This is a genomic window from Streptomyces sp. SID8352 (genome assembly GCF_009862265.1).
GTDB lineage: Bacteria > Actinomycetota > Actinomycetes > Streptomycetales > Streptomycetaceae > Streptomyces.
This window is the reverse complement of the sequence record NZ_WWGX01000055.1, coordinates 15,466-39,752: the sequence shown is the minus strand read 5'-3', so window position 1 is coordinate 39,752 and position 24,287 is coordinate 15,466. Positions and strand designations below refer to the sequence as shown.

At 75.4% G+C, this 24,287-nt stretch carries 20 protein-coding genes; 9 read left to right on the top strand and 11 right to left on the bottom strand.

The window, feature by feature from the left end; genetic code table 11:
• Nucleotides 1-150: 150 nt before the first annotated feature.
• From GTY84_RS18420 to GTY84_RS18380, 9 genes are all read right to left on the bottom strand, one after another.
• On the bottom strand, nucleotides 151-825 hold the full coding sequence (locus tag GTY84_RS18420; protein ID WP_161227386.1) for a 1,4-alpha-glucan branching protein: 675 nt from the start codon (nucleotides 823-825) through the stop codon (nucleotides 151-153).
• Nucleotides 826-991: 166 nt separating this feature from the next.
• On the bottom strand, nucleotides 992-1,183 hold the full coding sequence (locus tag GTY84_RS18415; RefSeq protein WP_161227385.1) for a hypothetical protein: 192 nt from the start codon (nucleotides 1,181-1,183) through the stop codon (nucleotides 992-994).
• Nucleotides 1,180-6,387 (bottom strand): DNA repair ATPase, encoded by a 5,208-nt coding sequence (locus GTY84_RS18410; protein ID WP_161227384.1) that lies wholly within the window; start codon nucleotides 6,385-6,387, stop codon nucleotides 1,180-1,182. Before GTY84_RS18410 ends, GTY84_RS18415 begins: the two co-directional genes overlap by 4 nt.
• Nucleotides 6,388-6,467: 80 nt before the next feature.
• On the bottom strand, nucleotides 6,468-8,501 hold the full coding sequence (locus GTY84_RS18405; protein WP_161227383.1) for an SPFH domain-containing protein: 2,034 nt from the start codon (nucleotides 8,499-8,501) through the stop codon (nucleotides 6,468-6,470).
• Between the two features lie 91 nt (nucleotides 8,502-8,592).
• Complete coding sequence (locus GTY84_RS18400; protein ID WP_161227382.1) at nucleotides 8,593-8,832, bottom strand: hypothetical protein; 240 nt, start codon at nucleotides 8,830-8,832, stop codon at nucleotides 8,593-8,595.
• A gap of 429 nt (nucleotides 8,833-9,261) precedes the next feature.
• Nucleotides 9,262-9,636 carry a fluoride efflux transporter CrcB gene (crcB, locus tag GTY84_RS18395; protein ID WP_161227381.1) on the bottom strand — a complete coding sequence of 125 codons (375 nt, stop codon included), beginning with the start codon at nucleotides 9,634-9,636 and terminating at the stop codon, nucleotides 9,262-9,264.
• On the bottom strand, nucleotides 9,633-9,980 hold the full coding sequence (locus GTY84_RS18390; protein WP_161227380.1) for a DUF190 domain-containing protein: 348 nt from the start codon (nucleotides 9,978-9,980) through the stop codon (nucleotides 9,633-9,635). Before GTY84_RS18390 ends, crcB (GTY84_RS18395) begins: the two co-directional genes overlap by 4 nt.
• Nucleotides 9,977-10,456 (bottom strand): fluoride efflux transporter CrcB, encoded by a 480-nt coding sequence (crcB, locus tag GTY84_RS18385; protein ID WP_161227379.1) that lies wholly within the window; start codon nucleotides 10,454-10,456, stop codon nucleotides 9,977-9,979. Before crcB (GTY84_RS18385) ends, GTY84_RS18390 begins: the two co-directional genes overlap by 4 nt.
• Before the next feature lie 441 nt (nucleotides 10,457-10,897).
• The gene (locus tag GTY84_RS18380; protein WP_161227378.1) at nucleotides 10,898-11,497 is read right to left on the bottom strand and encodes a DUF4396 domain-containing protein; all 600 of its coding nucleotides are present in this window, start codon (nucleotides 11,495-11,497) and stop codon (nucleotides 10,898-10,900) included.
• A 202-nt stretch (nucleotides 11,498-11,699) separates the two neighbouring features.
• Between GTY84_RS18380 and GTY84_RS18375 the strand changes: the two genes are divergently transcribed.
• The 6 genes from GTY84_RS18375 (at nucleotide 11,700) to GTY84_RS18350 (ending at nucleotide 17,642) form a co-directional block, all read left to right on the top strand.
• On the top strand, nucleotides 11,700-12,176 hold the full coding sequence (locus GTY84_RS18375) for a MarR family winged helix-turn-helix transcriptional regulator (RefSeq protein ID WP_161227377.1): 477 nt from the start codon (nucleotides 11,700-11,702) through the stop codon (nucleotides 12,174-12,176).
• 332 nt (nucleotides 12,177-12,508) lie between these two features.
• The gene (locus GTY84_RS18370; protein ID WP_161227376.1) at nucleotides 12,509-13,600 is read left to right on the top strand and encodes an LLM class flavin-dependent oxidoreductase; all 1,092 of its coding nucleotides are present in this window, start codon (nucleotides 12,509-12,511) and stop codon (nucleotides 13,598-13,600) included.
• A complete protein-coding gene (locus GTY84_RS18365; RefSeq protein ID WP_161227375.1) occupies nucleotides 13,597-14,259 on the top strand; it encodes a CE1759 family FMN reductase in 663 nt (220 codons plus the stop codon). Before GTY84_RS18370 ends, GTY84_RS18365 begins: the two co-directional genes overlap by 4 nt.
• Before the next feature lie 120 nt (nucleotides 14,260-14,379).
• Nucleotides 14,380-15,135 carry a response regulator transcription factor gene (locus GTY84_RS18360; protein WP_161227374.1) on the top strand — a complete coding sequence of 252 codons (756 nt, stop codon included), beginning with the start codon at nucleotides 14,380-14,382 and terminating at the stop codon, nucleotides 15,133-15,135.
• Between the two features lie 105 nt (nucleotides 15,136-15,240).
• Nucleotides 15,241-16,647 (top strand): ATP-binding protein, encoded by a 1,407-nt coding sequence (locus tag GTY84_RS18355; RefSeq protein WP_202551341.1) that lies wholly within the window; start codon nucleotides 15,241-15,243, stop codon nucleotides 16,645-16,647.
• A 218-nt stretch (nucleotides 16,648-16,865) separates the two neighbouring features.
• Nucleotides 16,866-17,642: an SDR family NAD(P)-dependent oxidoreductase gene (locus tag GTY84_RS18350; RefSeq protein ID WP_161227372.1), complete on the top strand. Its 777-nt coding sequence runs from the start codon at nucleotides 16,866-16,868 to the stop codon at nucleotides 17,640-17,642.
• A 91-nt stretch (nucleotides 17,643-17,733) separates the two neighbouring features.
• Here GTY84_RS18350 and GTY84_RS18345 read toward each other — a convergent pair whose 3' ends face one another.
• The gene (locus GTY84_RS18345) at nucleotides 17,734-18,927 is read right to left on the bottom strand and encodes an RtcB family protein (RefSeq protein WP_161227371.1); all 1,194 of its coding nucleotides are present in this window, start codon (nucleotides 18,925-18,927) and stop codon (nucleotides 17,734-17,736) included.
• A gap of 204 nt (nucleotides 18,928-19,131) precedes the next feature.
• Between GTY84_RS18345 and GTY84_RS18340 the strand changes: the two genes are divergently transcribed.
• The 3 genes from GTY84_RS18340 to GTY84_RS18330 all read left to right on the top strand — a co-directional run bounded on the left by GTY84_RS18340 (nucleotide 19,132) and on the right by GTY84_RS18330 (nucleotide 22,424).
• Nucleotides 19,132-19,959, top strand: a complete 828-nt coding sequence (locus GTY84_RS18340; RefSeq protein ID WP_161227370.1) for a DUF3558 domain-containing protein — start codon at nucleotides 19,132-19,134, stop codon at nucleotides 19,957-19,959.
• Nucleotides 19,960-20,064: 105 nt separating this feature from the next.
• Nucleotides 20,065-20,874: a DUF3558 family protein gene (locus GTY84_RS18335; RefSeq protein ID WP_161227369.1), complete on the top strand. Its 810-nt coding sequence runs from the start codon at nucleotides 20,065-20,067 to the stop codon at nucleotides 20,872-20,874.
• A gap of 89 nt (nucleotides 20,875-20,963) precedes the next feature.
• Nucleotides 20,964-22,424: a DUF2637 domain-containing protein gene (locus tag GTY84_RS18330; protein WP_161227368.1), complete on the top strand. Its 1,461-nt coding sequence runs from the start codon at nucleotides 20,964-20,966 to the stop codon at nucleotides 22,422-22,424.
• A 94-nt stretch (nucleotides 22,425-22,518) separates the two neighbouring features.
• Here the strand turns inward: GTY84_RS18330 and lysS are convergent, their stop codons facing one another.
• Nucleotides 22,519-24,261, bottom strand: a complete 1,743-nt coding sequence (gene lysS, locus GTY84_RS18325) for a lysine--tRNA ligase (protein WP_161227367.1) — start codon at nucleotides 24,259-24,261, stop codon at nucleotides 22,519-22,521.
• Nucleotides 24,262-24,287: the final 26 nt, after the last annotated feature.

The window sequence follows — 24,287 nt, the reverse complement described above, 5'->3', positions numbered from 1 at the left end:
CGAGCAGCCCGGGGGTTCCGGGTAGCCCGGGGGTCCCGGCGCCGATGGCCGCCCCGTGCCAACAGCGCTGCGGGACACCGGCGTTCGACGGTCACAGGGACCCCGATCGCCAGCGCCCCGGCATGGGGCTCCCGCGCGGCGACGCCGGTGTCAGGGGCGCGGGCCCGTGCGCAGGACGGCGAGCAGGCCCCGTACGCGGCGGTCGTCCCCGGCCGTCCAGACGCCCGTGAGCCGGGACGTCCCCTCCGGTGCCGCCGCCGGGGCGTCGCCGGGGGCCGGGCGCAGGGCGCGGTGCAGGCGCAGGGCCGCGCCGTGCGGGAAGGTCAGCACCGTGCCCTCGGCGTCGTCGGTCGCCTCCGCCGCCGCGGGGTCCACCGCGCCGGGGGCGGCGTCCTCCGCGCGGGAGAGGACGAGTTCGTCGTCGGGGGTGTCGCTGAGGTCCTGGTGCTGGGCCCGCGTCCGGCCCTCCAGCAGGGCCACCAACTGGGCCACCGCCACCGGATCGCGCAGGGCGTCGTAGACCCAGCGGCGTCCCAGCACCCCGTGCTCCGCGACGCCGATGAGGGCCTCCTCCGCGGCCCCGTCGAGCGGGGCGCCCCGGTAGGCCAGCGGCACCAGATAGGCGGCCGGGCGCAGTCCGGAGACGTCGTTGACCATCATGAACTCGATGCCGACGGCACCCCGCGGGTCGTCGAGCCGGAAGCCGCCCGCCTTGACCGGCTCCGGCCCCTCCGCGCCGCCGCGGTACCACGGCCGGGAGGGCAGCCAGGCGGCCAGCAGTTCCATCTTGTCGGGCTTGAGGACGGTCTGGTGGATGACGGCCATGCGAGGAGGTCTCTCCGTGGGGCGGCGGTGGGCTCCCACACCCTCCCATCCGTACGGGGCCCGAGGGGGCCGGACACGCGCGCGGCCCCCCTGGTCAGGTGCTTCCGTTCCAGCGGCCCGGCACCGCGGTACCCCCCGGCGCCGCCCCCGTCCCGGGCGGCGGCCGTCAGGTGCGAGGGGTGCGCCGGAGGCGGCGGAGCGGGTTCCGGAGGCGTCGCTCGCGCCCGGCGCCCTCGGCGCGACCGGCGTCGGCGGCCGGGGCCATCCGGCGGCGGTCGCGGCGGACGAGGACGGCGGTGCTCAGGGCCACGATCAGGAGGGCGGGGGCGAGCGGGGCGAGGAAGGGATACACCGTCACGGCTCCTTTCGGGTGGGCGGGGCGGCGAGCAGACGACGCGGATCGGCGGCGCGGGAGATGGCCGTCTCGACGGCGGCGACCCGGTCCGCGAGGAGGCCGAGCGCGGCGACCGCGCGGACCAGCGGGTCGTCCTCGGGACCGCCGAGGACGCGGGCGCGCACATGGGCGGCGCGCACCTCGGCCCAGCGGTCCGCCTGCTCCGGGGTGAGGGTGCCGCGCAGTTCGGCCAGCTTGAGGAGGTTCGCCTCGGCCCCGTGGGCCAGGGTCTGGGCCTCCGCGGTGTAGTGGTCGTCGAGGACGGCGGAGCGCTCCGCGTCGTTCATGACCGGGTGGATCCGCTGGGCGATCTTGTTCATGTTGCGGTACGAGCCCTGGAGGCGGAACGGCGGCTCGGTGCGCGCGTCGTCCGTCTGGGCCGCCGAGGCGATATAGGCGGCGTTGACCGCGAGCACCGTCTCCCGTGCCGCCAGCAGATGCCGCAGCACGGCCAGTACGCGCTCCAGCTCGGCCCGGGGGTACGGGTGGACGAGCCGGTCGGCGCGGGCGGTGGGGTCGCCGGCGGCGAGGCGGACCAGCAGGCCGAGGTCGGCCCGGTCGCGCCCGGCGAGCGGGGCGAGCACCGGGTTGGCGGTCAGCGCGTTCTCCAGGAAGCTGAGCGCGAACACCTCCTCCTTGCCGGTCAGCACGTCGCCCAGGTTCCACACGTCGGCCCGGTTGGCGAGCATGTCGGGCACCTGGAAGCGGGCGCCGGACTCGGTGTACGGGTTGCCGGCCATGCAGACGGCGAAGCGCTTGCCGCGCAGGTCGTAGGTGCGGGGGCGGCCGTCCAGGACGCCGTCGACGCGACGGGTGGCGTCGCACAGCGGGATGAACTTCTGGAGGAGTTCGGGCGAGGTGTGCTGGATGTCGTCGAGGTAGAGCAGGGTGTTGTTGGCGGACGCCAGGGCGAAGTTGACCTTCTCGATCTCCTGGCGGGCGGTGGCGTTGGGCGCGTCGGCCGGGTCCAGCGAGGTGACGTCGTGGCCGAGCGCGGGCCCGCTGATCTTCACCAGCATCAGGCCCAGCCGCTCGGCGACGTACTCGACGAGGGTGGTCTTGCCGTAGCCGGGCGGGGAGAGCAGCAGGAGCATCCCGCCGGTGTCGGTGCGCTTGTCGCCGCCGACGGCGCCCAGTTGCTTGGCGAGGCTGTCGCCGATGAGCGGCAGGTACACCTCGTCGACCAGCCGGTTGCGTACGAAGGCGGACATGACGCGGGGCCGGTGGTCGTCCAGGCGCAGCCGAGCGCGCTCGGCGGCCACCAGGGCGGTCCGCCGCCGCTGGTGGGCGCGGAAGGCGGGCACGTCGTGCGCGGCGAACCGGCCGGTGCGGGCCAGGAACTCGTCGAGCCGCAGCTCCATCCGGCCGCCCTCGACGCGCGGGTGGGTGCCGAGCAGTCCCTCGACCACGGCGGTCGGCGGGGCGTCGCCGTCGTACCGGGGCAGGTCCGGGCAGAGTTCGGCGGCCACCGCCTCGGCCAGGTCGCCGGCGGTGAGTCCGGTGCCGGTGGCGGCGGCGTACGACGACAGCCACGCCTCGACGAGCTGGCGCCGGGCGGCGAGGTCGTCGAGGGCGGCCAGGTCGTCGTCGTAGGCGGGGCCGCCGACGGTGCGGCGGAACTTCTCCAGCAGGGTGCGGGTGGCGGCGCCGAGGACGAAACCCTCGGGAGCGAGGGTGAGTTCGTCGAAGAGGTAGGCGGCGGAGGCGTGGGCCTCCGGGCTCACGGCCCCGGGCCGCCCGCCGGGACCGGACGGGTGCCCGGGGCCCCGGGACCCTCCGGGGCTCCCAGGGCTCGCGGAGGTCCCGGTACCGGAGGCGCTCCCGGTACCGGAGGCGTACGCCCCGCCCCGGCCGCCGGGACCACCCGGAGCCGTCGCCCCGGGGCCACCGGGGCCGACGGGGACGGTCCCGCCGCCGCTCCCGGCCTCCCGGCCGCCGTCCGGCCCCCAGGGCTCCCCGGGGCTCCCGGGACCGCCCGGGCGCGCCCGCCCCCCGCGGCCGGCTCCCCCGCCGTCCCCGTCCGCCGGGCCGTTCCCCGCGCCCGGGCTCCACGCCTCCAGGGCGCGGGCCAGTTCGCCGCGGAGGTCGTCGACGGCGGGGCCGGCGCCGAAGGCGGCGCGGGCGCGGGCCAGCGAGCGGGCCCGGCGGGTCCAGGACTGGCGCTCCCCGGGCGTGGTGCCGTGCGCCCAGAACAACTGGGCGGCGGCGCGGGCGGCGGGCTCGTGGCGCAGCGTCCCGGCCGTCTCGTACAGCGGCAGCAGCGCGGTGAGCAGGGCCACCGCGTCCGTGTCGTGCACCCCGGCCTCGTACCCCTCGTCGTACGCCTCCCGGGCCGTGTCCCGGGCCAGGGCGGGCAGGTCGGCCGCGGCGAGCGACTCGGGGCCGTGCTCGCGCAGCAGCCGGGCGGCGAGGTGCTCGGCGCGGTAGACGGCGGGCGACTCCGAGGGCAGCGTGCGGTCCCGGTGGTCCCCCGGGGCGGCGAAGCCGAGGTCGGTGACGGGGGCCCGGTAGTCGGTGCCGGTGAGGGCGAAGGCGAGGCCGTCCTCGTGCGGAACGAGGGTGAGGTCGAGGGGCTGGGTGTTGACGGCGAAGCGGTGGCTGCCCAGGCGCAGGGTGCGGCCGTCGTCGGCGTAGAGGTCGGTGCGGTCGCGCAGGGCGCGGACGGCCTCCTGCCGGGCGGACTTGAGGCGTCCGTCCAGTTCCTCCGCCCGGACGGTGTCGCCGAGCGCGCGCAGGTCCTCGGCGGTGCGCCGGACCTTGGCGACCATGGGGTCGGAGGCGAAGTGGGCGCTGACCGCGTCGGCGTCGGGGAGGACGGCGGAGCGCCGGGCGACGGTCTCCAGGATGCGGGCGGCCGAGGCCGCCAGCTGTTCGGCGCGGCGGGCGCGTTCGTCGGCGAGGGACTGCTTGCGGGCGGCGAGGGCGTCGTAGACCTCGGTCCGCTTGTCGGCCAGCTCCGCGAGGAAGCCGTCGAACTCGGCGAACCGGGACTCCAGGTCCTCCAGCCGGGCGAGCAGCCGGGCGAGCTGGTCGTCGCACCGCTCGGGGGTGTCGGCGGCGGCGAGGGCGGCGGTGACCGCCTGGCCGAGCAGGGCCGTCTCGGCGGCGAACTCGGCGCGGCCCTCGCGGTCCTGGAGCGCCCGGCGGCGGGAGTCGAGGGTGGCGCGGGCGCGGTTGACCCCGGCCAGGACCCCGGCGATGCGCTCCAGGAGGGCGGTGCGGACGGTGGCGTCGCCCATGTCGAGCCCGGCGACCACGTCGGTGACCGTGCGCAGCCCGTCGGCGAGTTCGTCGAGCCGGGCGGCGACGGGGGCGGCCTCGGCGACGGTGGCCAGGGACCCGGCGTCCGCGACGAGCCGTTCCGCCTCCTCGTGCTGGGCGTCGAAGGCGTCCTCGCGGGCGAGGAAGGCGACGGCCCGCTGCCCGAGGTCGGCCAGGGACCGCTCGGCCTCCTCCGCGAGGGCGTCGATCGCCTCGGCGTCGGCGTGGCGCAGCTCCTTGACATTGAGCAACTGCCCGTGGGCGTACCGCAGTTCGGTCAGCCCCTCGACCCAGGACGCCGCGTCGCGGGGGGCCTCGCCGCGCAGCCGCCGCACGGCCGCCGCGATCCGTTCGGCGGCCGTGTCGCGGGCCTCGGCGGCCCGCCGGGTCAGATCGCGGACGGTCTCGAACTCGCCGAGCACCTGCTCGGCCGTCTCCCGCACCGCCTCCAGCGCCCCGGCCAGGGCGCCCAGTTCGGCGTCGTCCAGCCAGTGGTGGGCGTCGGCGGCCCGGACGCAGCCGTCGGCCAGCGCCCGGTAGCCCTCGGCGGTGGTGACGCCGTCGGCGACGAGGGCGGCCACCGAGAGACAGGCGGCGATGCCGCGCACCAGGTCGGCGTTGCCGACCCGGGCCAGCGGTCCGCTGCCGGCGGGCCGGGCGGCGGCGTGGGCGTCGGAGAGGTAGGGCGAGTCCCAGAGCTGCACCGGGTGCGTCCGGGCCGGTTCGTCGCCGTCCGCCCGCAGCACCGCGAAGGTCCCGTCGCCGGCCAGTGCCCAGCCGCGGCAGGGCAGCGGGTTGGCGACCTCCTTGCGGATGGTGTTGTACGACAGCAGCAGCGCCCGGCTCTCGCCGCGCGCGTGGAAGGCGTACAGCACGTCCTCGCCGTTGGGCGAGCGCACCTCGCGCTCGAACTCCAGCCGGGAGGCGTCGAGTCCGTACGTCTTGTGGGCGCCGGTGGCCAGGCAGTAGCCGCCGGGGAAGACGATGCCCTGGTCGTCGGGGAGGCGGCGGCAGGCGAGGCCGATCCCGTCGAGCCGGACCACCGTCCGGGTCAGGGTGTTGAAGACCAGGTGCCGGTAGGTCTCCTCCTTGTACGGCCGCACACGCAGCAGGATCAGGGCGCCGACCCGGGCGTGGGCGATGTCCGCGTCGGCGAGGGCCTGGAGGGGTTCGTCGACGGGCTCGCCGTGGACGCCCTCGCCGGTCTCGGTGTCGTCCTCCAGCTTGACGGTCAGGGCGCCGCCGACGGTGGTGACGAACAGCTCGCCGCCCACCGAGACATGGGGGTGGCGGCCGAGGACGTGGTCCTCGCGGGTGGCCGCGGTCCAGGTGACGTCGTGGGGCGGCGGGAAGGCGTCGTCGCGTTCGCCGCGCGCGTCGAGGAAGACGGCCCGCCCGTCGTCGGTGAGCGTCCAGCGCAGGACGCGGATGTCGGCGGCCTTCTCGCCGGTGCGGAAGACGGCCAGCAGCCGCCCGTCGACGGGCCGCAGTCGCAGCAGCCGGGCCTGCCGGTAGTAGCGGTGCAGTTCCGCGAACTCCCGGCGGAAGGACGGGTCGTCGAGCAGTCCGGGGACGGCGTCCTCGGGCAGCGGGTTCAGTGCCCGGTCGTGGAGCGTGAAGACGTCGGCCACCTCGGTGGTGCCGGCGGTGGACCGGCCCGCGGTGCCGAGCAGCAGGGCGTCGCCGACGGCGACGATGTCGCGGGGCACCCCGGGCCGCTCGGTGCGCAGCCGTTCGGTGCCGGCGAGTTCGAGCCGGGCCGAGCCGAACTCCTCCACCCGGCGGGTGTTGAGGTCCTCGGCGCGCCGGGCCAGCTCGGCGGCCTGGGCGGCCAGCCGGTCGCGCAGCACCTCGTAGGTGCCGGCGTCGGCGGCGTCGTACGCACCCGTCTCCAGGTCGGTGGCCATGGACGGTGTTCCCTTCGAGAGGCCGGGGGTGCCGCGCCGCCGTCCGCCTCGGCGCGGCGGCGCGGCACCCCCGGCGGCGATCAGACCCGGGACGCGCCGTTGAGCGCGGTCAACGGGGTGTCGGCGAGGCCCAGTTCGCCCGCCTTGTCCAGCAGCCGCTGCACCTGTCCGGCATCGGTGGCGCCCGACTTCATCAGCTTCATCAGCAGCGCGGACACCGTGAGGTTCTGCACGTCGGCGGTGGAGAAGGAGCCGAGGACGCGGGTCAGGTCGTCGGTGAAGCTCGCCGAGCCGTCCAGCCAGGGCCCGGCGAGGGCCTTGGCGGTGTCGGAGTTCCGCATGAAGCCGTCGACGCTCTTGCCGAGCGAGACGGACGACAGCAGCCGGTCGAAGAAGACCGAGTCGCCGCCGACGATGTCGATGTCGGCGTTCTCCAGCCCGGTGGCGAGCACGGTGGCCTGCGCCTCCGCGACCTGCCGCTGCACGTCGAGGCCGGCCAGCCGGATGTCCTTCTCCGCCTCCAGGCGCAGCCGGTACTCCTCGTGGGTGCGGGAGGCGTCGTCCAGGGCGGCCATCGCCGCGGCCTTCTCGGTGAGTCCGGCGGCCTCCGCCTTCAGCTTGCCGCCGATGGCCTCGGCCTCGGCCTGGGCCTTCGCCCGCGCGCCCTCGGCCTCGGCGCGCATCCGGGCCTCGGTCGCCTCGGCCTCCGCGCGCCCCGCCTTGCCGATGACCTCGGCCTCCTTGTCGCGGACCTGGACCGCGGCCAGCCCCTCGGCGGCGGCCTCCGCCTGGATCGCCTCGGCCATCCGGAGCTTGGCGCGGGCGTCGAGGTCGGCGCTCTTGAGCCGGGCCTCGGCCATGGTGAGTTCCTCGGCGGCGCGGTGCGCGGCGGCCTGCTCGGCGGCCTCGGCGGCCTTGATGTCCTTGACCAGCCGCTCCTGGGCCTCCCCCTCGGCGGCGATGATCAGGGTCTGGCGGTGCCGCTCGGCCTCCTCCACGGCACGCAGCTTCTTGATGGACTCCTCCTGCTCGGCGACGGTGCGGTCGACGGCGACGCGCTCGCGGACCACCTCGGCGATGTCCCGGCGCTCGGCCTCGACCTCCTTCTCCGCGGCTATGCGGGTGAGCTGGGTCTCCCGGTCCCGGGCGATGACCTCCAGCATCCGGTCCTTCTCGATGCGCTCGTTCTCGATGGCGATGACCCGCTCGCGGTTCTTCGCGGCGACGGCGACCTCGCGGGCCTGGTTCTCGCGCTGCACGCCGAGCTGCTCCTCGGTGCGCAGGAAGGCGGCCTGGGCGCGCAGCCGCTCCTCCTCCATCACGCGGGCGGTCTCCGCCTCCTCGCGGGCGCGGGAGGTGTCGATCTCGCGCTTCTGCTTGATCTCGGCGTCGGCCTGGCGGCGCTCCAGCTCCAGGACGGCCTCGCGGGCGTCCACGTCCTGGCGGGTGATCTCCTTCTCCTCGGTGCGCCGGGCCTCGTTGGTGCGCACGTGCTCCACGGCGGTGAGCTCGGTGATCTTCCGGATGCCCTGGGCGTCGAGGACGTTCTCCGGGTCGAGCTGCTTGAGCGGCGTCTGCTCCAGGTAGTCGATCGCCGCGTCCTCCAGGTGGTAGCCGTTGAGGTCGATGCCGATGACCTCGATGATCCGGTACCGCAGTTCGTCGCGCTTGGTGTAGAGGTCGGTGAAGTCCATCTGCTTGCCGACGGTCTTCAGCGCCTCGGAGAACTTGGCGTGGAAGAGTTCCTGGAGGGTGTCGCGGTCGCTGGCGCGGGCGGTGCCGACGGCCTGGGCGACCCGGACGACGTCCTCGACGGTCTTGTTGACCTTCACGAAGAACGAGATCCGGATGTCCGCGCGGATGTTGTCCCGGCAGATCAGGCCCTCGCGCCCGGCCCGGGTGATGTCGATGACCTTCACCGAGATGTCCATGACCTCGGCCTTGTGCAGCACCGGGAGCACGACCTGGCCGGTGAAGGTGACGTCGACCTTGCGCATCTTCGAGACGATCAGCGCCTTGCCCTGCTCCACCTTGCGGAACAGGCGGGAGACGACGAGCAGGAGGACGACGAGGGCGACCGAGCAGACGGCGGCGAGCACACCGATGACTTCCATGACAAACGTCCTTGTGGCGTGAGGCGGTTGAAGAGGGGCGTCCCCGTGAGGCCCCTCCGTGCCCGGGTACCGGCCCGGGCGGGCCGCGGCGTCAGGCGGCGCGGCTTCGGGCGGCGCGGTCCCGGACGCCGCGGCGCCGGGCACCGCGGGCACCGGTCGCGCGCGGGGCGCGGACAGTGCGGGCGGCGCGGGACGGCCGGGCGGCGCCGTGGGCGCGCGAGGTGTGGGGGTGGCGAGCGGCACCGGCGGGGCCGGCGGGCTCGACGGAGTCGTCGGGTTCGTCCGGGAGCAGCAACTGCGGTGGCGTGGCGAACGGACTGGTGACCGACATCGTGCGCCCCCTCCCGTACCCGGCACGTGTGACCGGCGCACCACCGGCTTCCCGGCACAGGCGCCGGACGGCCCACCGGTGTCGGACACCGGGACCTGCCGTGGTGCTCCCCGTGGTCCCCATCATGGATCACGGGGGCCTCCGCGCGCATTGCCGGGTCCCGGCAGCGTTGGCGGGTGCCTGGGTGCCGGTGCCTGTCAGGTACCGGCCGGAGGGCGTTCCGGTAGCGAAGTCCGCCGGGGGCGGCGGCGGCGCGGGACCGGCGGCGCACCCGGCCCGGCGGCGGAACGGCGGTTCGCCCCGGGGCGACGGTGGGGGGGGGTCGGCCCGGAGGCGGCGGGGGCGGGCGGGGCGCGTCCGCCGAGGTCCGGCGGGGGCGGCACCGGCGGCCGGACCACCCTCGCCGCGCTCCGGACGGTCCGGCGGCCCTCACCCCCAGAGCGCCTCGGCGGCGGCGACGCCGGTGAAGACCGCGCCCACCCCGGCAGCGACGCAGGCGGCGACGTTCACGGCGGCGAAGAGGCCCGCCCCCTCCTCGGCCAGCCGCAGCGTCTCGTAGGAGAAGGTCGAGTACGTGGTGAGCGCCCCGCAGAGCCCGGCGCCCAGCAGGAGCTGCACGTCCGAGGAGGCGGCGCCGGCCACCACCGCGCCCGACAGCAGCCCGAGCACGAGGCAGCCGACCACGTTGACGGTGAGGGTGCCCCACGGGAAGACGGTGTCGTGCCGCCGCTGCACGGCGCGGTCGGTGAGGTAGCGCAGCGGCGCGCCCACCATGCCGCCCGCGATCACCAGGAGCCAGTTCACGCGTCCCCCCGGCCGCCCGCGTACCGGAGCACCTGGCACTGGTCGAGGACCACCAGGCCGTCCCCGACCAGCTCGTCCAGCTCCGGCAGGAACGCCCGGACGCGCTCCTCGGTGTCGACGATCACGACGGCCACCGGCAGGTCCTCGCTGAGCGAGAGCAGCCGGGCGGTGTGGACGAGGGAGGAGGCGCCGAACCCCTCGACGCCCCGGAAGACGCTGGCGCCCGCGAGCCCGGCCCGGTGGGCTCGGTGCACGATCTCGCTGTATAGGGGCCGGTGGTGCCAGGTGTCGCCCTCGCCGATGAAGACGGTCACCCGCAGGGCGCTGCCGGTCGGTCGGGTCATGTCCGCCTCCACTCCAGTACGCGGCGCGTCGCCGTCACCGCCAGCCAGACGGCCGCGAGCGCCAGCAGCGGCGTCGCCGCCAGGTACGCGAGCGCGCGGCGGGCCTCGCCCCCGTCCACCAGCCGCTGGAAGTCCGCGGCGTAGGTGGAGAAGGTGGTGAAGCCGCCGAGCACCCCGGTGCCGAAGAAGGGCCGTACCAGCCGGTGGGCGGCCCGGACGTCGGTGATGACCACCATGAAGACGCCGATGACGGCGCATCCGGTGACGTTGACGCCGAGGGTGGTCCAGGGGAAGCCGTGCTCCGCGACCGGCCAGAGCAGGGAGGCCGCGTAGCGGGCGGCGGCCCCGGCGCCGCCGCCGAGGGCGACCACCGCCACAACCGGCAACTGGTCCCGGCCGGGGCCCCGCCGGGCGGGCGGGGGCGGGCCGGTGCCGGGGTCCGTCGGTTCGCCCGTACGGGTACCGGGGGCTGTCATGGGCGCACGTCTCCTACTCGCCGGGGCCCGGACACGCGGGCGCTCGTCATCGCAAGTAGGGACTGTCGGCGGCGCCGGTGCCGCGGTTCGGGTGCGGCGAGCCCCACCGCCGCGCTGCGAGACATCGCAGCCGGTCTCCAGCCTAACGCCCGGGGGCCCGGACGGCCGGACGGCTCCGCGGACCGGACGGCGGTCCGGGGCGGGGCGGGGCTCCGGGGCGGTGCTCCCCGGCGGGGCGGGGCCCCCGGTCCCGGCCGGGGTCGGACGGAACGGAGTGCGGGGCCGACGCGCCGGGGGACGGGCGCGGGACGCCGACGGCCGGGCGGGCGCGGGACGCCGGGACGGGCTCAGGACGCCGGACGTCGGGACGGGCGCGGGAGTCGGAGGGTCCGGGGTCCGGGCCACCGGCCGCCGACGGCCCGGGGCCACCGGGGTCCGGGGTCAGTGGTGGGCGTGGACCACCGCGTGGCCCTTGCCGCGGCCGATCATCCACTTGTTGACCGGGGTGGTGAGCACGAAGGCGATGACCAGTCCGCCGAGCAGGCTGGTCCAGAACAGGGTGTCCGAGAGGTGCGCGTCCATCGCGTCCGGCACCAGGGCGATGATCCCGTTGTCCACGAGTTCCATCACGGCGATGGAGACCGTGTCGGCGGCCAGCGCGATCCGGACCGCACGGCGCAGGCCGAGCCCGGCGCGGCGCACCGAGAACAGGGTGAACGAGTAGCCGAAGACGAAGGCCAGCACGATCGCCAGCGCCATGGTCGGCGCGTTGCCCCAGGCCAGGGCGGTGCCGATGACCATGCCGAGGATCTCGCCGACGGCGCACCCGGTCAGGCAGTGCAGCGTCGCCCGGGCGGCCATGGACCAGGAGGCGGGGCCGTGCCCGTGCCCCCGGCCGTCCCCGGGCCCGGGGTGCCCCTCGTGCGGTCCGTGCCGGTGCTCGTGCGGGTGTCCCCCGCCGCGCGGGCCCGGGTGGGCCCCCTGGTCCGCGGGGGCGCGGTGGTCCCCGTGGGCGGTGTGGTCCTGGTGAGCGTGATCCATGGCGGTCGCCTCCTTCACGTCGACGACTGTATACCCCTAGGGGGTATAACGCCAAGCCTTTTCCGCCCCCGCCGGCCCTCCCCCGGCCTCCTTCCCGGTCGGCCCCGGCCCGGAGGGCGCGGCCTTGACCTCAAGTCGAGTCGAGTTCCTACGCTCCCTCCCACCCCGGTCGCACGGGCCGGGGCCCACGGAGGAGCCAGTCATGGAGTCAGCCGCCGAGACGGCCACGGAGTACTCGCACGACGACGCCGACCTGCTGCGGCAACCGATCGGCTACTGGAGCTGGGCGGCCCACGACGCGGTCGTCTCCCGCACCCGCGCCGCACTCGGCCGCATGGGAGCGACCCAGCCCCAGTGGTGGATCCTCGCCCAGGTGGCCTCCGGCCCCCGCACCCGCGACGAGGTGACCGGGACCCTCGCGGGCTACCTGGACACCGGGGCGGAGGCCGTGCGCGCCGGGATCGACGAGACCGTCGCGCGGGGCTGGGTCGCCGAGGAGCCCGGGGGGACACTGCGCCTGACGACGGAGGGCCGCGCCTTCCACGCCGAGGCGCGGGCCGTCCAGGACGAACTCCAGAAGGAGCGCCACGCGGGCATCTCCGACGAGGAGTACCTGATCACCCTGAAGACCCTCCAGCGCTTCATCCACAACACCCGCGGCCGGGCCTGGCACCACTGACGGGACCCGGCGGCCCACGACGGAGCCCTCGCGGCACGACGGGGCGGGGCGGGGCGGACGGCGGGGCGGGGCGCGGCCGACGGCGGGGCGGGGCGCGGCCGACGGCGGGGCGGGGCGCGGCCGACGAGGGACCGGAGAAGCCCGCGCGGCGCCCCGAGGGAGCCCGCACGGCGGGCCGCCGGACTTCCGGGACCCCGCGGGGTCCCCGCAGGCCCCAGGGGCCACCTCCGCAACACCCCCCGGAACCGACCGCGCTCCGCCGGAATAATCCACCGGCCCCGGCCGTTTGACGGGCATAGTTGAAGCATCAACAAAATGGAGGTTGAGCGACCATGCAGTTCGGCATCTTCACCGTCGGTGACGTCACCGCCGACCCGACCACGGGCCGTACGCCGACCGAGCGCGAGCGCATCAAGGCCATGGTCGCCATCGCCCAGAAGGCCGAGGAGGTCGGGCTCGACGTCTTCGCCACCGGCGAGCACCACAACCCGCCCTTCGTGCCCTCGTCCCCCACCACGATGCTCGGCTACATCGCGGCCCGCACCGAGCGGCTGATCCTCTCCACCTCCACCACGCTGATCACCACCAACGACCCGGTGAAGATCGCGGAGGACTTCGCGATGCTCCAGCACCTGGCCGACGGCCGGACGGACCTGATGATGGGCCGCGGCAACACCGGCCCGGTCTACCCCTGGTTCGGCAAGGACATCCGCGAGGGCATCAACCTGGCGGTCGAGAACTACGCCCTGCTGCACCGCCTCTGGCGCGAGGAGACGGTGACCTGGAAGGGCAAGTTCCGCACCCCGCTCCAGGGCTTCACCTCCACGCCCCGCCCGCTGGACGGCGTCCCGCCGTTCGTCTGGCACGGCTCCATCCGCTCCCCCGAGATCGCGGAGCAGGCCGCCTACTACGGCGACGGCTTCTTCCACAACAACATCTTCTGGCCGGCCGACCACACCAAGCGGATGGTCGAGCTGTACCGCGACCGCTACGCCCACTACGGGCACGGCACCCCCGAGCAGGCCGTCGTCGGCCTCGGCGGCCAGGTGTTCATGCGGCGGAACTCGCAGGACGCGGTGAACGAGTTCCGCCCCTACTTCGACGTGGCCCCCGTCTACGGACACGGGCCCTCCCTGGAGGAGTTCACCCGGCAGACCCCGCTCACCGTCGGCTCCCCGCAGCAGGTGATCGAGAAGACCCTGTCCTTCCGCGAGTACGCCGGCGACTACCAGCGCCAGCTCTTCCTGATGGACCACGCCGGGCTGCCGCTCAAGACCGTCCTGGAACAGCTCGACCTGCTCGGCGAGGAGGTCGTGCCGGTGCTGCGCCGGGAGTTCGCCAGGAACCGCCCGGCTCAGGTGCCGGACGCCCCGACCCACGCCTCGCTGGTGGCGGAGGCCCGCGAGGAAGGAGTACGCGCATGAGGCTCGTCGTCGTCTCCGCCGGACTGACGGTCCCCTCCTCCACCCGGCTGCTCGCCGACCGGCTGGCCGCCGCCACCACCGGGCACGCCCCGGCCGGGGTGGAGGTCGTCGAGGTCCGCGACCTCGCCGTGGAAATCGCGCACGCCTTCACCAGCGGCTTCCCCGGGGCGGGCCTGTCCGCCGCCTTCGACGCGGTGCGCTCGGCCGACGGACTGATCGTGGTCACCCCGGTGTTCTCGGCGTCGTACAGCGGACTCTTCAAGTCCTTCTTCGACGCCCTGGGCGGCGACGACCCCGACGCCCTGGCCGGGAAGCCCGTGCTGGTCGCCGCGACCGGCGGCAGCGCCCGCCACTCCCTGGTGCTGGAGCACGCGCTGCGCCCGCTCTTCGCCCACCTCAAGGCCGTCGTCGTGCCCACCGGGGTCTACGCCGCCTCCGAGGACTGGGGCGCCGAGGGCCTGGAGGGCCGGATCGGCCGGGCCGGGGAGCAGCTCGCCGCGCTGATGCGCGGGCTGTCCGCGGCGGCGCCCGCACTCCCCGCCGGTGCCACCGCCCCGGCCACCCCCGCCGGCACCGGCACCGCCGCCCCGGCCGCCGGCCGCCCCGACGGCCCGGTGCCGTTCGAGGAACGGCTGGCGGCGCTGCGCCCCGCGGGGTGACGTCCCGGCCGCGCCCGCCGAGGGGGCCGGTGCCCGGAACCGTCCGGGCACCGGCCCTCCGCGGGTGAGACCTCGGTGAGAAGATCCGCCGCGCGCCCGGTGGCTTGGCAGACTGGGCGGGTGCCACGGACCGTACTGCTCGCCGAAGACGACCGCGCCATCCGGCACGCCCTGGAGCGTGCCCTGACCCTGGAGGGCTACCGGGTCACCGCGGTCGCCGACGGCGCGGAGGCGCTGGCCCAGGCCCATCGCTCGCGCCCGGACATCCTGGTCCTGGACGTGATGATGCCCGGCGTCGACGGCCTCCAGGTCTGCCGGTCCCTGCGCGCCGAGGGCGACCGCACCCCGATCCTCATGCTGACCGCGCTGGTGGAGACCGCCGACCGCATCGTCGGCCTGGACGCGGGCGCCGACGACTACGTGGTGAAGCCGTTCGACGTCGAGGAGGTCTTCGCCCGGCTGCGCGCCCTGCTGCGCCGCACGGACCCGCCGCCCGAGCCCGGCCCCGCCTCCCCGGCCGCCGCCGCCCTCGTCCGGACACCGGGGCCGGACGCCGGACGGGAGGAGGGCGCCGGACGGGTGCCGGAGGCGGCCGGGGTGCGGATGGACCCGCGGGCCCGGCGCGCCTGGCGCGGCGGACGGGAGCTGGAGCTGACCCGCACCGAGTTCGAGCTGCTGGAGCTGCTGGTGCGCAACGCGGGCGTCGTCCTCGACCACTCGACCATCTACGACCGCATCTGGGGCTACGACTTCGGGCCCGGCTCCAAGAACCTCGCCGTCTACGTCGGCTATCTGCGCCGCAAGCTCGACCAGCCCGGCGCCCCCCAGCTCATCCAGACGGTGCGCGGGGTGGGCTACGTGCTGCGGGAGGGCTGAGTGGGCGCCGCCGCGCGCCGGGCCGGCGCCCCGCCGGGCCCCCGGCCCGGTCCTCCCCCCGGCCACCCGGACGGCAGGGGCCCGGCGGGCCGGGGGCGGCGGCCCCTGCTGCTGTCGCTGCGGACCACCTTCGCCGTCTCCTTCGCCACGGTCACCGCCGTGGTCACCGTCCTCGTCGGCGTCCTCTCCTACAACGCGGCGGCCCGGCTGGTCCGGGTGGACCAGGAGTCCGTCTTCGACCAGGTCGTCCAGGACCTGCGGGCCGAGGTGCGCCAGCAGCGGATGTCCCCGAACGACTTCTCCTCCTCCGCCCCCGGCCACGACATCGTCCGCCCCGCCCGCACGGACGTGCAGGTCCTCGGCCCGGACGGCACCGTCCTCGACCCCTCGGGGCCCCGGCTGCCGGTCACCGGCGCCGACCGGCGCACCGCCGCCGCACCGGAGGCGGGCCGGATGGTGATGCACCAGGACGTCGACGTCGGCCACGACATCTACCGGGTCGCGACCGTCGCTCTCGGCGGCGGCCGGGGCGCGGTGCAGGTCGCCCAGGAGTTCAGCGACACCGAGGACCTGCTGCTCGCGCTCCAGCGCCGGACCCTGGTGCTGATGGCGGCGGTGGTGACCGCCGCCGGCCTGGTCGGCTGGTGGCTCGCCCGGCGCATCACCCGGCGGCTGAGCGTCCTCGCCTCCGCCGCCGAGGCCGTCGCCCGCACCCGGCGGCTCGGCATCCCGGTGCCCGTCACCGGCCACGACGAGGTGGGGCGGCTGGGCCGCGCCTTCGACCACATGCTGGGCCGGCTCGCCCAGTCCGAGGAGGACCAGCGCCGCCTGGTGCAGGACGCGGGGCACGAGCTGCGCACCCCGCTGACCTCGCTGCGGACCAACATCTCGCTGCTGCGCCGGATCGACGAGCTGCCGCCCGCCGCCCGCGAGGAACTCGTCGCCGACCTGGGCCAGGAGGCCCGCGAGCTGACCGACCTCGTCAACGAGCTGGTCGAGCTGGCGGCCGGGCAGTCCGACACCGAGCCGGCCTCCCCAGTCGACCTCGCCGGGATCGCCCGCGAGGCGGCCACCGCGGCCCGGCGGCGCACCGGGCGCGAGATCACCGTCCGGGCCCGCGGCGCCACGGAGGCCGAGGGGCGGCCCGGGATGCTGACCCGGGCGCTGTCCAACCTGATCGACAACGCGGCGAAGTTCGACCCGGAGGGCACCGCCCCCATCGAGGTCGTCGTCAGCGGGCCCGCGCGGCCCGGCAGCGTCCGGGTCGAGGTGCTCGACCGCGGGCCCGGCATCACCGACCTGGACCTGGCGCGCGTCTTCGACCGCTTCTACCGTGCCGCCGACGCCCGCTCCCGGCCGGGCTCGGGCCTCGGCCTGTCCATCGTCCGCGAGGTCGCCCTCGCCCACGGGGGCGGCCCCTTCGCCCACCGCAGGGAGGGCGGCGGCTCGGTGATCGGCTTCACCACGGGCCCCGGCGGCCCGCCCCCGGAGGACCCCGGCCCGGCCGGGTGACGGCGGCGCCGGGGGCCGCCGGGGCCCGCCCCACGCCGTCCCGGCCGCCGGAACCGCGCCGCCGCGGCGGCCGGAACCGCACCGCACCGGCCGCGCACCACGCGGCACCGGCCGCCCGCACCGCACCGGCCGCGCGGCGCACAGCCGCCCGCACCGCACCGCCGCCCGGCGCCTACGCTGGTCGGCGACCGGTCGTCCCGTCATCCGAGGAGCAGCCCATGGCCCCCGCCGAACCGTCCGCCGCCTCCCGCATCGCCGTCGTCACCGGGGCGAGCAGCGGCATCGGCGCCGCCACGGCCCGGCACCTGGCCGCGGCCGGGTACCGGGTCGTCCTCACCGCCCGCCGCAAGGACCGCGTCGAGGCGCTGGCCGAGGAGATCCGGGCCGCCGGGCACAAGGCGACCGCCTATCCGCTGGACGTCACCGACCGGGCCGCGGTCGACGAGTTCGCGACCGCCTTCCGCACCGTCGGCGTCCTCGTCAACAACGCGGGCGGAGCGCTCGGCGCCGACCCGGTGGCCACCGGCGACCCGGCCGACTGGCGCCGCATGTACGAGACCAACGTCATCGGCACCCTCAACCTCACCCAGGCTCTCCTGCCCAGCCTGGAGGCGAGCGGCGACGGCACGGTGGTCGTGGTCACCTCCACCGCCGGGCACGGCACCTACGAGGGCGGCGCGGGTTACGTCGCCGCCAAGCACGGCGAGCACGTGCTGGCGGAGACCCTGCGGCTGGAGATCGTCGGCCGCCCGGTCCGCGTGATCGAGATCGCCCCCGGCATGGTCAGGACCGAGGAGTTCGCGCTGACCCGCTTCGGCGGCGACGAGGAGAAGGCCGCCCGGGTCTACCGGGGCGTGGCCGAGCCCCTCACCGCGGACGACGTGGCCGAGACCATCGCCTGGGCCGTCACCCGGCCGTCCCACGTCAACGTCGACCTGCTCGTCGTCCGCCCCCGGGCCCAGGCGTCCAACACCAAGGTCCACCGGGAGGCGTAGGCGCGCACGGCGGCGGCCCGGCGGGCCCCTGCCGGGCCGCCGGGCCGGGCGGGCCCCTGCCGGGCCGCCGCGCGCACCGCGCCCGCGGGCGTCAGCCCTTGACGCAGATGAACTGCTTGAGCTTCGCGACGACCTCCACGAGGTCCCGCTGCTGCTCCATCACCCGGTCGATGTTCTTGTAGGCGCCCGGGATCTCGTCCAGCACCCCGGAGTCCTTGCGGCACTCCACGCCCTTGGTCTGCTCCTCCAGGTCCCGCACGGTGAAGTGCCGCTTGGCCGCGTTGCGGCTCATGCGCCGACCCGCGCCGTGCGAGGCGGAGTTGAACGCCTTCTCGTTGCCGAGGCCCTTCACGATGTAGGAACTGGTGCCCATGGAGCCGGGGATGATGCCGTACTCACCGGCACCGGCGCGGATCGCGCCCTTGCGGGTGACCAGCAGGTCCATCCCCTCGTACCGCTCCTCCGCCACGTAGTTGTGGTGGCAGGAGACCTCCGGCTCGAAGACCGGCCCCGCCTTCCTGAACTCCCGCCGGACCACGTCCTTGAGGAGCGCCATCATGAGGGTGCGGTTGTACCGGGCGTACTCCTGCGCCCAGAACAGGTCGTTGCGGTAGGCCGCCATCTGCGGGGTGTCCGCCACGAAGACCGCCAGATCGCGGTCGACCAGGCCCTGGTTGTGCGGGAGCCGCTGGGCGACGCCGATGTGGTGCTCGGCCAGCTCCTTGCCGATGTTGCGCGAGCCGGAGTGCAGCATCAGCCACACCGCCCCGGACTGGTCGAGGCAGAGCTCGATCATGTGGTTGCCGCCGCCGAGCGTCCCGATCTGCCGCGCGGCCCGCTCCGCGCGGAACCGCACCGCCTCCGCGACCCCGTCGAACCGGCCCCAGAAGTCGTCCCAGCCCGCCGTCGGCAGGCCGTGGAAGCCGCCGGGACCGACCGGTTCGTCGTGCATGGCGCGGCCCACCGGGATGGCGGCCTCGACGCACGAGCGCAGGCGGGACAGGTCGCCGGGCAGGTCGTCGGCGGTGAGGGAGGTGCGCACCGCGGACATCCCGCAGCCGATGTCGACGCCCACCGCGGCCGGGCACACCGCGTCGCGCATGGCGATGACCGAGCCGACCGTCGCGCCCTTGCCGTAGTGCACGTCCGGCATGACCGCCAGGCCCTTGATCCACGGCAGGGTGGCCACGTTCCGGAGCTGCTGGAGGGCTCCCTCCTCCACCGTCGACGGGTCCGTCCACATCCGGATCGGGACCCGCGCGCCCGGTATCTCCACGTACGACATATCGGTCTCTTTCCCCCGGAAACAGTGCTGAAGTCATGAAGCGCAAAAACCGGAGCCAGGTCGTCGAAAGGGGCGGCCGACCGGCGGTCACGGCAGCGCGTGCGATAGACATTGTCTCCAGGGGACGCCCTCCCGCGGCAAGCGATTAACCGGCGGGGACGGCGCGCGACCGCCCCGGTCCACACCGTCGAGAGGAGCCCGACCGTGCAGCGGAAGGCCTACGTACCCGCCGCCGCCTGTCTGGTGGCACTGCTGGCCGGCTGCACCGGCGGCACGGGGGACGGCGCCACGACGGACGACTCCCATCCGGGGGGCGACGGCGTCGCCACGGAGGCCGCCCAGCCGGGCAGATACCGCACGCTGCCGGAGCCGTGCCGCGCGGTCGGCCGCAAGACGCTCGACGCGATGCTGCCCGGCATCCGGGAGATCCCGGACGAGGCGCAGCGCCAGAAGGCGTACGCGGGCGAGCCCTCCCTCGCCTACAACACGGACCGCAAGGTCGGCTGCCGCTGGAAGGTCGACTCCGCCGACGCCACCGACCACCTCTTCGTGGACTTCGAGCGCGTGGTCTCCTACGACAACGCGGTCAGCGACGACAGCCAGGCGGAGGCGCTGTTCGCCCGCCAGGTGGCCGCGGCCGACCTGCCGGAGCCGTCCGCGTCGCCGGGGGCGTCGGCACCGGCCTCCCCGACCGGAACGCCCTCCCCCACCGCCTCCGCGACCGCCTCCCCCTCCGGCTCCCCGGCCGTCCCCTCCGGGGACCCCTCCGCCGACGCCACCGCCTCCCCGGCGCCCCTGCCGAGGCTCCTGGACGACCTGGGCGACGAGGCGTTCGTCGACGACGAGCTGAGCGGCCCCGGCCCGACCGCCGAACGCCGCACCGTGACTGTGGCGTTCCGCACGTCCAACGTCGTCGTGACCATCGAGTACGCCGAGCAGCCCGCGCTGGCCGGGGTCGTGCCCGACAGCGAGGACATGCAGGACAGGGCGCGGAAGCTCGCCTCCCAGCTCGCCGGTTCGCTGCGCGGCTGAGGCCGTCCGGGGCCGCCCGCGGGGTCCGGGCGGGGGGACGGCGCGCCGTTTCCACCGCGTACGGTGACCCCTCGGACCCGTTCCCAACCGCCAAGTGAAGGAACCATGCAGCGACGAGCCCCCCGTGCCCGAGCCGAGCGTCTGTCCCGCGTCCTGGTCGGGGCGGTCGCCGTCCCCGTGATCCTCGCCGCCGCGGGCTGCTCGTCGGACTCCGGCTCCAAGGACAGCGCCGCCGGCAAGCCCTCCGCCACCCCGTCCGCGAGCCCGTCCCCCACGGTGCGCGAGGCCGCGTACGCCGTGCTGCCGGAGCCGTGCAAGGTGCTGGCGAAGGGGACGCTGAAGGACATGGTCCCGGACGCCGGTTCGGGCAAGGAGGGCGCCTCCGGCGACGCGGAGACGCGCGGCAGCTGCTCCTGGGACGGCCTCGACGACAACGGGGTGAAGGGCTCGCAGTTCCGCTGGCTCAGCGTGTCCCTGCTGCGCTTCGACTCGGACCTCACCCGCGGCCCCGGCGACGAACTGGCGCACGAGTACTACGGGAAGCAGGTGGCCGACGCGCAGGCGGCGCAGGGCGCCAAGGGCGTGAAGTCGGAGCCCGTCGCGGAGACGGGCGACGAGGCGACGCTGGTCCGCTACGAGCTGGCGAAGAAGGAGGGCGCCTTCAAGCAGCAGACGGTGGTGGCCCGGGTCGAGAACGTCGTCGTCACCCTGGACTACAACGGCGCGGGCCTGGCCGGTGACGGCGCACCGGACGCCGGGAAGCTGGCGGCGGCCGCGCGCAAGGCCGCCAAGGAGGCCGTGGCCGCGGTGGCGAAGGCCAACGCCGGGCCGGGCACGGGCGCCCCCTCGGGCACCGGTTCGCCGTCCGCCCCGGCCTCCCCGTCGCCGTCCCGGGCCGCCGCCGTACAGGGCTGACGGGTCCGGGAGGCGCACCGGCCACCCGTTCCCCGCACACATGTGCCACTCTGTTGCGCGCAACAACAGGCACAGGGAGGGGAGTACGGGTGGCCGGGCCACTTGAGCTGACACGGACGCATCGCATCCTCATCGGCATGGTCGTCTTCGGTGCCGTCGTGATCGCCGGGATCGGCTTCGCGGGCTCCTACGCCGCGGTCCGCGAGCTGGCCGTCAAGAAGGGCTTCGGGGACTTCAGTTACGTCTTCCCGATCGGCATCGACGCGGGCATCTGCGTCCTGCTCGCCCTGGACCTGCTGCTGACCTGGATACGCATCCCGTTCCCGCTGCTGCGCCAGACGGCGTGGCTGCTGACGGCGGCGACCATCGCCTTCAACGGCGCGGCGGCCTGGCCGGACCCGCTGGGCGTGGGGATGCACGCGGTGATCCCGGTGCTGTTCGTGGTCTCCGTCGAGGCGGCCCGGCATGCCATCGGCCGCATCGCCGACATCACCGCCGACAAGCACATGGAGGGCGTCCGGCTGACCCGCTGGCTGCTGTCCCCGGTGCCGACGTTCCTGCTGTGGCGGCGGATGAAGCTGTGGGAGCTGCGCTCCTACGACCAGGTCATCAAGCTGGAGCAGGAGCGGCTGGTCTACCAGGCCCGGCTGCGCTCCCGCTTCGGCCGGGCCTGGCGCCGCAAGGCCCCGGTCGAGTCGCTGATGCCGCTGCGGCTGGCCCGCTACGGCGTCGCCCTCGCGGAGACCGCCCCCGCGGGCCTGGCGGCGGCCGGCATCGAACCGGCGCTGCTGCCCCCGGCCCCGGCACGCCTCGGAGCCGCCCAGGAGCCCGCCGCCGTCACCGCGGGCACCCCCGCCGCCGGGGCGGCGTCCCCGGCCGCGCAGCGCAGGGAGCTCGGCGACGGCGGCGCCGCCGTCCGCGCCGCGGCCAAGGCCGCGCCCGGGCGGACCGCCCGGGACGGACAGGGCGCACCGGACGGGCAGGGCAGCGGCGCGGAGCCGGACGGACAGGACGGACACGGCCCGGACGGACGGGGCGAGCAGGGCGAGCACCCCGGCGGGCCCTCCGCGCGGCAGGGCGGGCCGGAGCCCTCCCCCGAGCAGAGCCCCTGGTTCAAGTCCCCGCGCCAGGTCGCGTACCAGGGCGGCTACGACCCCACGTACGACCCGGCCGAGCAGTACGCCCAGTGGTACGCCGAGCAGGAGCAGGCCGACCAGTACCGCGACCAGTACGAGGAGGAGCCGCCGCTCCAGGAGCCGGACCCCGAGCCCTCCATGGAGGAGACCGGCAGCTTCCCCATCCCGGTGGGCCCGCACCGCACCCGCGAGCTGGGCGGGGGCGGCGGCACCCCGGCGACGGAGCCGGACGAGGACGCCTACTACCAGGTGTTCAAGCAGTCCATCAACGGCAGCTACCCCACGCCCCGCGAGTTCGGCGACAACGTGGCCGCCACCTACGGCCGGACCCTGCCCGACCCGGAGGCCAAGCGCCTGGTGAGCCGCTTCACCAACCGCCACACGGCGGAGTTGGAGGACGAGCACATCGCGTGAGCGCGCCCCCGTGCGACGGGGCCGCGGGACCACGACGACGAGGAGGGCGCCCGGCACGACCGCCGGGCGCCCTCCTCGTCCGCTCGCGCGGCCGCTACCCCCCGAGCAGCGTGCGCACCCGCTCCTGGCCCACCGCCAGCAGCAGCGTGGGCAGCCGCGGGCCGGTGTCACGACCGACCAGCAGGTGGTAGAGCAGCGCGAAGAAGGTCCGCTGGGCGGTCTTGATCTCCGGCGGCAGCTCCTTGGGCGTGGCGTCGGCGGAGAACCCGGCCCGGACCTTGGGCACGCCGTAGACGAGGTGGGTCAGCCCGTCCAGCGACCAGTGCTCCGCGAGCCCGTCGAGCAGCAGCCGCACCGACTCGCGGCCCTCCTCGTCGAGGGAGCCCAGCAGCTCCGCGTCCGGCACCTCCCGGACGACGGTGCGCTGGTCGGCGGGGACATGGGTGTTGATCCACGCCTCCGCCCTGTCGTACCGGGGGCGCGCCTCGTCGAGGGAGGCCAGCGGGTGCGCCGGGTCCAGCTCGCCGAGGATGCGCTCCGCCTGCTTCTCGTTGCCCGCGGTGATGTCCGCGACGGAGGCCAGCGTCCGGTACGGCAGCGGCCGGGGCGTGCGGGGCAGCTCGGCGGCGGCGGTGCGCACGGCCCGGGAGTGGGCCGCGACGTCGGCGGGCAGCGCGCTGCCGTCCGCGACCTTGGCGTCGAGGCGGTCCCACTCGTCGTAGAGCCGCTGGATCTCCTGGTCGAAGGCGATCTTGAAGGACTGGTTGGGGCGGCGGCGGGCGTAGAGCCAGCGCAGGAGCTGCGGCTCCATGATCTCCAGCGCGTCCGCCGGGGTGGGCACCCCGCCCTTGGACGAGGACATCTTGGCCATGCCGCTGATGCCCACGAAGGCGTACATCGGGCCGATGGGCTGCTCGCCGCCGAAGATGCCGACGATCTGCCCGCCGACCTGGAAGGACGAGCCGGGCGAGGAGTGGTCGACGCCGCTGGGCTCGAAGACCACGCCCTCGTAGGCCCAGCGCATGGGCCAGTCGACCTTCCAGACCAGCTTGCCCCGGTTGAACTCGCTGAGGCGCACCGTCTCGGAGAAGCCGCACTCGCCGCAGGCGTAGGTCAGCTCCGTGGAGTCGTCGTCGTAGGAGGTGACCGTGGTGAGGTCCTTGCCGCAGTTGCCGCAGAACGGCTTGTACGGGAAGTACCCGGCGGAGCCGGAGCTGCCGTCGTCCTCGGCGGCGGCGCCGGAGCCCTCGGCGGCCTCCAGCTCGGCCTCGTCGACGGGCTTCTGGCCCTTCTTCCCGGCCGCCTTCGGCTTGGTCCGGTACTGGGCGAGCACGGCGTCGATGTCGGCGCGGTGCCGCATGGCGTGCAGGATCTGCTCGCGGTAGACGCCCGAGGTGTACTGGGCGGTCTGGCTGATCCCGTCGAACTCGACGCCCAGCTCCGCGAGCGCGCCGACCATGGCCGCCCTGAAGTGCTCGGCCCAGTTGGCGTGGGGGGAGCCCTCGGGGGCGGGCACCGAGGTCAGCGGCTTGCCGATGTGCTCGGCCCAGGACGCGTCGACGCCCTCCACCCCGCCCGGCACCTTGCGGTAGCGGTCGTAGTCGTCCCAGGAGATCAGGTGCCGGACCGTGTGGCCGCGGCGGCGGATCTCGTCGGCGACGAGGTGCGGGGTCATGACCTCGCGCAGGTTGCCCAGGTGGATGGGGCCGGACGGGGAGAGACCGGACGCGACGACCACAGGTTTGCCCGGGGCACGACGCTCCGACTCGGCGATGACCTCGTCCGCGAAACGGGAGACCCAGTCGGTGGTCTCTGTGCTCTGAGCCACGATCGGCACGTCCTTCTTTCTGTTCGGGCGGCCGG

What these genes read in the sequence shown, in the direction of transcription:
- GTY84_RS18420 (WP_161227386.1), bottom strand. Translation starts at nt 825, where the DNA reads ATGGCCGTCATCCACCAGACCGTCCTCAAGCCCGACAAGATGGAACTG.
- GTY84_RS18410 (WP_161227384.1), bottom strand. Translation starts at nt 6,387, where the DNA reads ATGGCCACCGACCTGGAGACGGGTGCGTACGACGCCGCCGACGCCGGC.
- GTY84_RS18405 (WP_161227383.1), bottom strand. Translation starts at nt 8,501, where the DNA reads ATGGAAGTCATCGGTGTGCTCGCCGCCGTCTGCTCGGTCGCCCTCGTC.
- GTY84_RS18400 (WP_161227382.1), bottom strand. Translation starts at nt 8,832, where the DNA reads ATGTCGGTCACCAGTCCGTTCGCCACGCCACCGCAGTTGCTGCTCCCG.
- GTY84_RS18390 (WP_161227380.1), bottom strand. Translation starts at nt 9,980, where the DNA reads ATGACCCGACCGACCGGCAGCGCCCTGCGGGTGACCGTCTTCATCGGC.
- crcB (WP_161227379.1), bottom strand. Translation starts at nt 10,456, where the DNA reads ATGACAGCCCCCGGTACCCGTACGGGCGAACCGACGGACCCCGGCACC.
- GTY84_RS18380 (WP_161227378.1), bottom strand. Translation starts at nt 11,497, where the DNA reads ATGGATCACGCTCACCAGGACCACACCGCCCACGGGGACCACCGCGCC.
- GTY84_RS18375 (WP_161227377.1), top strand. Translation starts at nt 11,700, where the DNA reads ATGGAGTCAGCCGCCGAGACGGCCACGGAGTACTCGCACGACGACGCC.
- GTY84_RS18370 (WP_161227376.1), top strand. Translation starts at nt 12,509, where the DNA reads ATGCAGTTCGGCATCTTCACCGTCGGTGACGTCACCGCCGACCCGACC.
- GTY84_RS18365 (WP_161227375.1), top strand. Translation starts at nt 13,597, where the DNA reads ATGAGGCTCGTCGTCGTCTCCGCCGGACTGACGGTCCCCTCCTCCACC.
- GTY84_RS18350 (WP_161227372.1), top strand. Translation starts at nt 16,866, where the DNA reads ATGGCCCCCGCCGAACCGTCCGCCGCCTCCCGCATCGCCGTCGTCACC.
- GTY84_RS18345 (WP_161227371.1), bottom strand. Translation starts at nt 18,927, where the DNA reads ATGTCGTACGTGGAGATACCGGGCGCGCGGGTCCCGATCCGGATGTGG.
- GTY84_RS18335 (WP_161227369.1), top strand. Translation starts at nt 20,065, where the DNA reads ATGCAGCGACGAGCCCCCCGTGCCCGAGCCGAGCGTCTGTCCCGCGTC.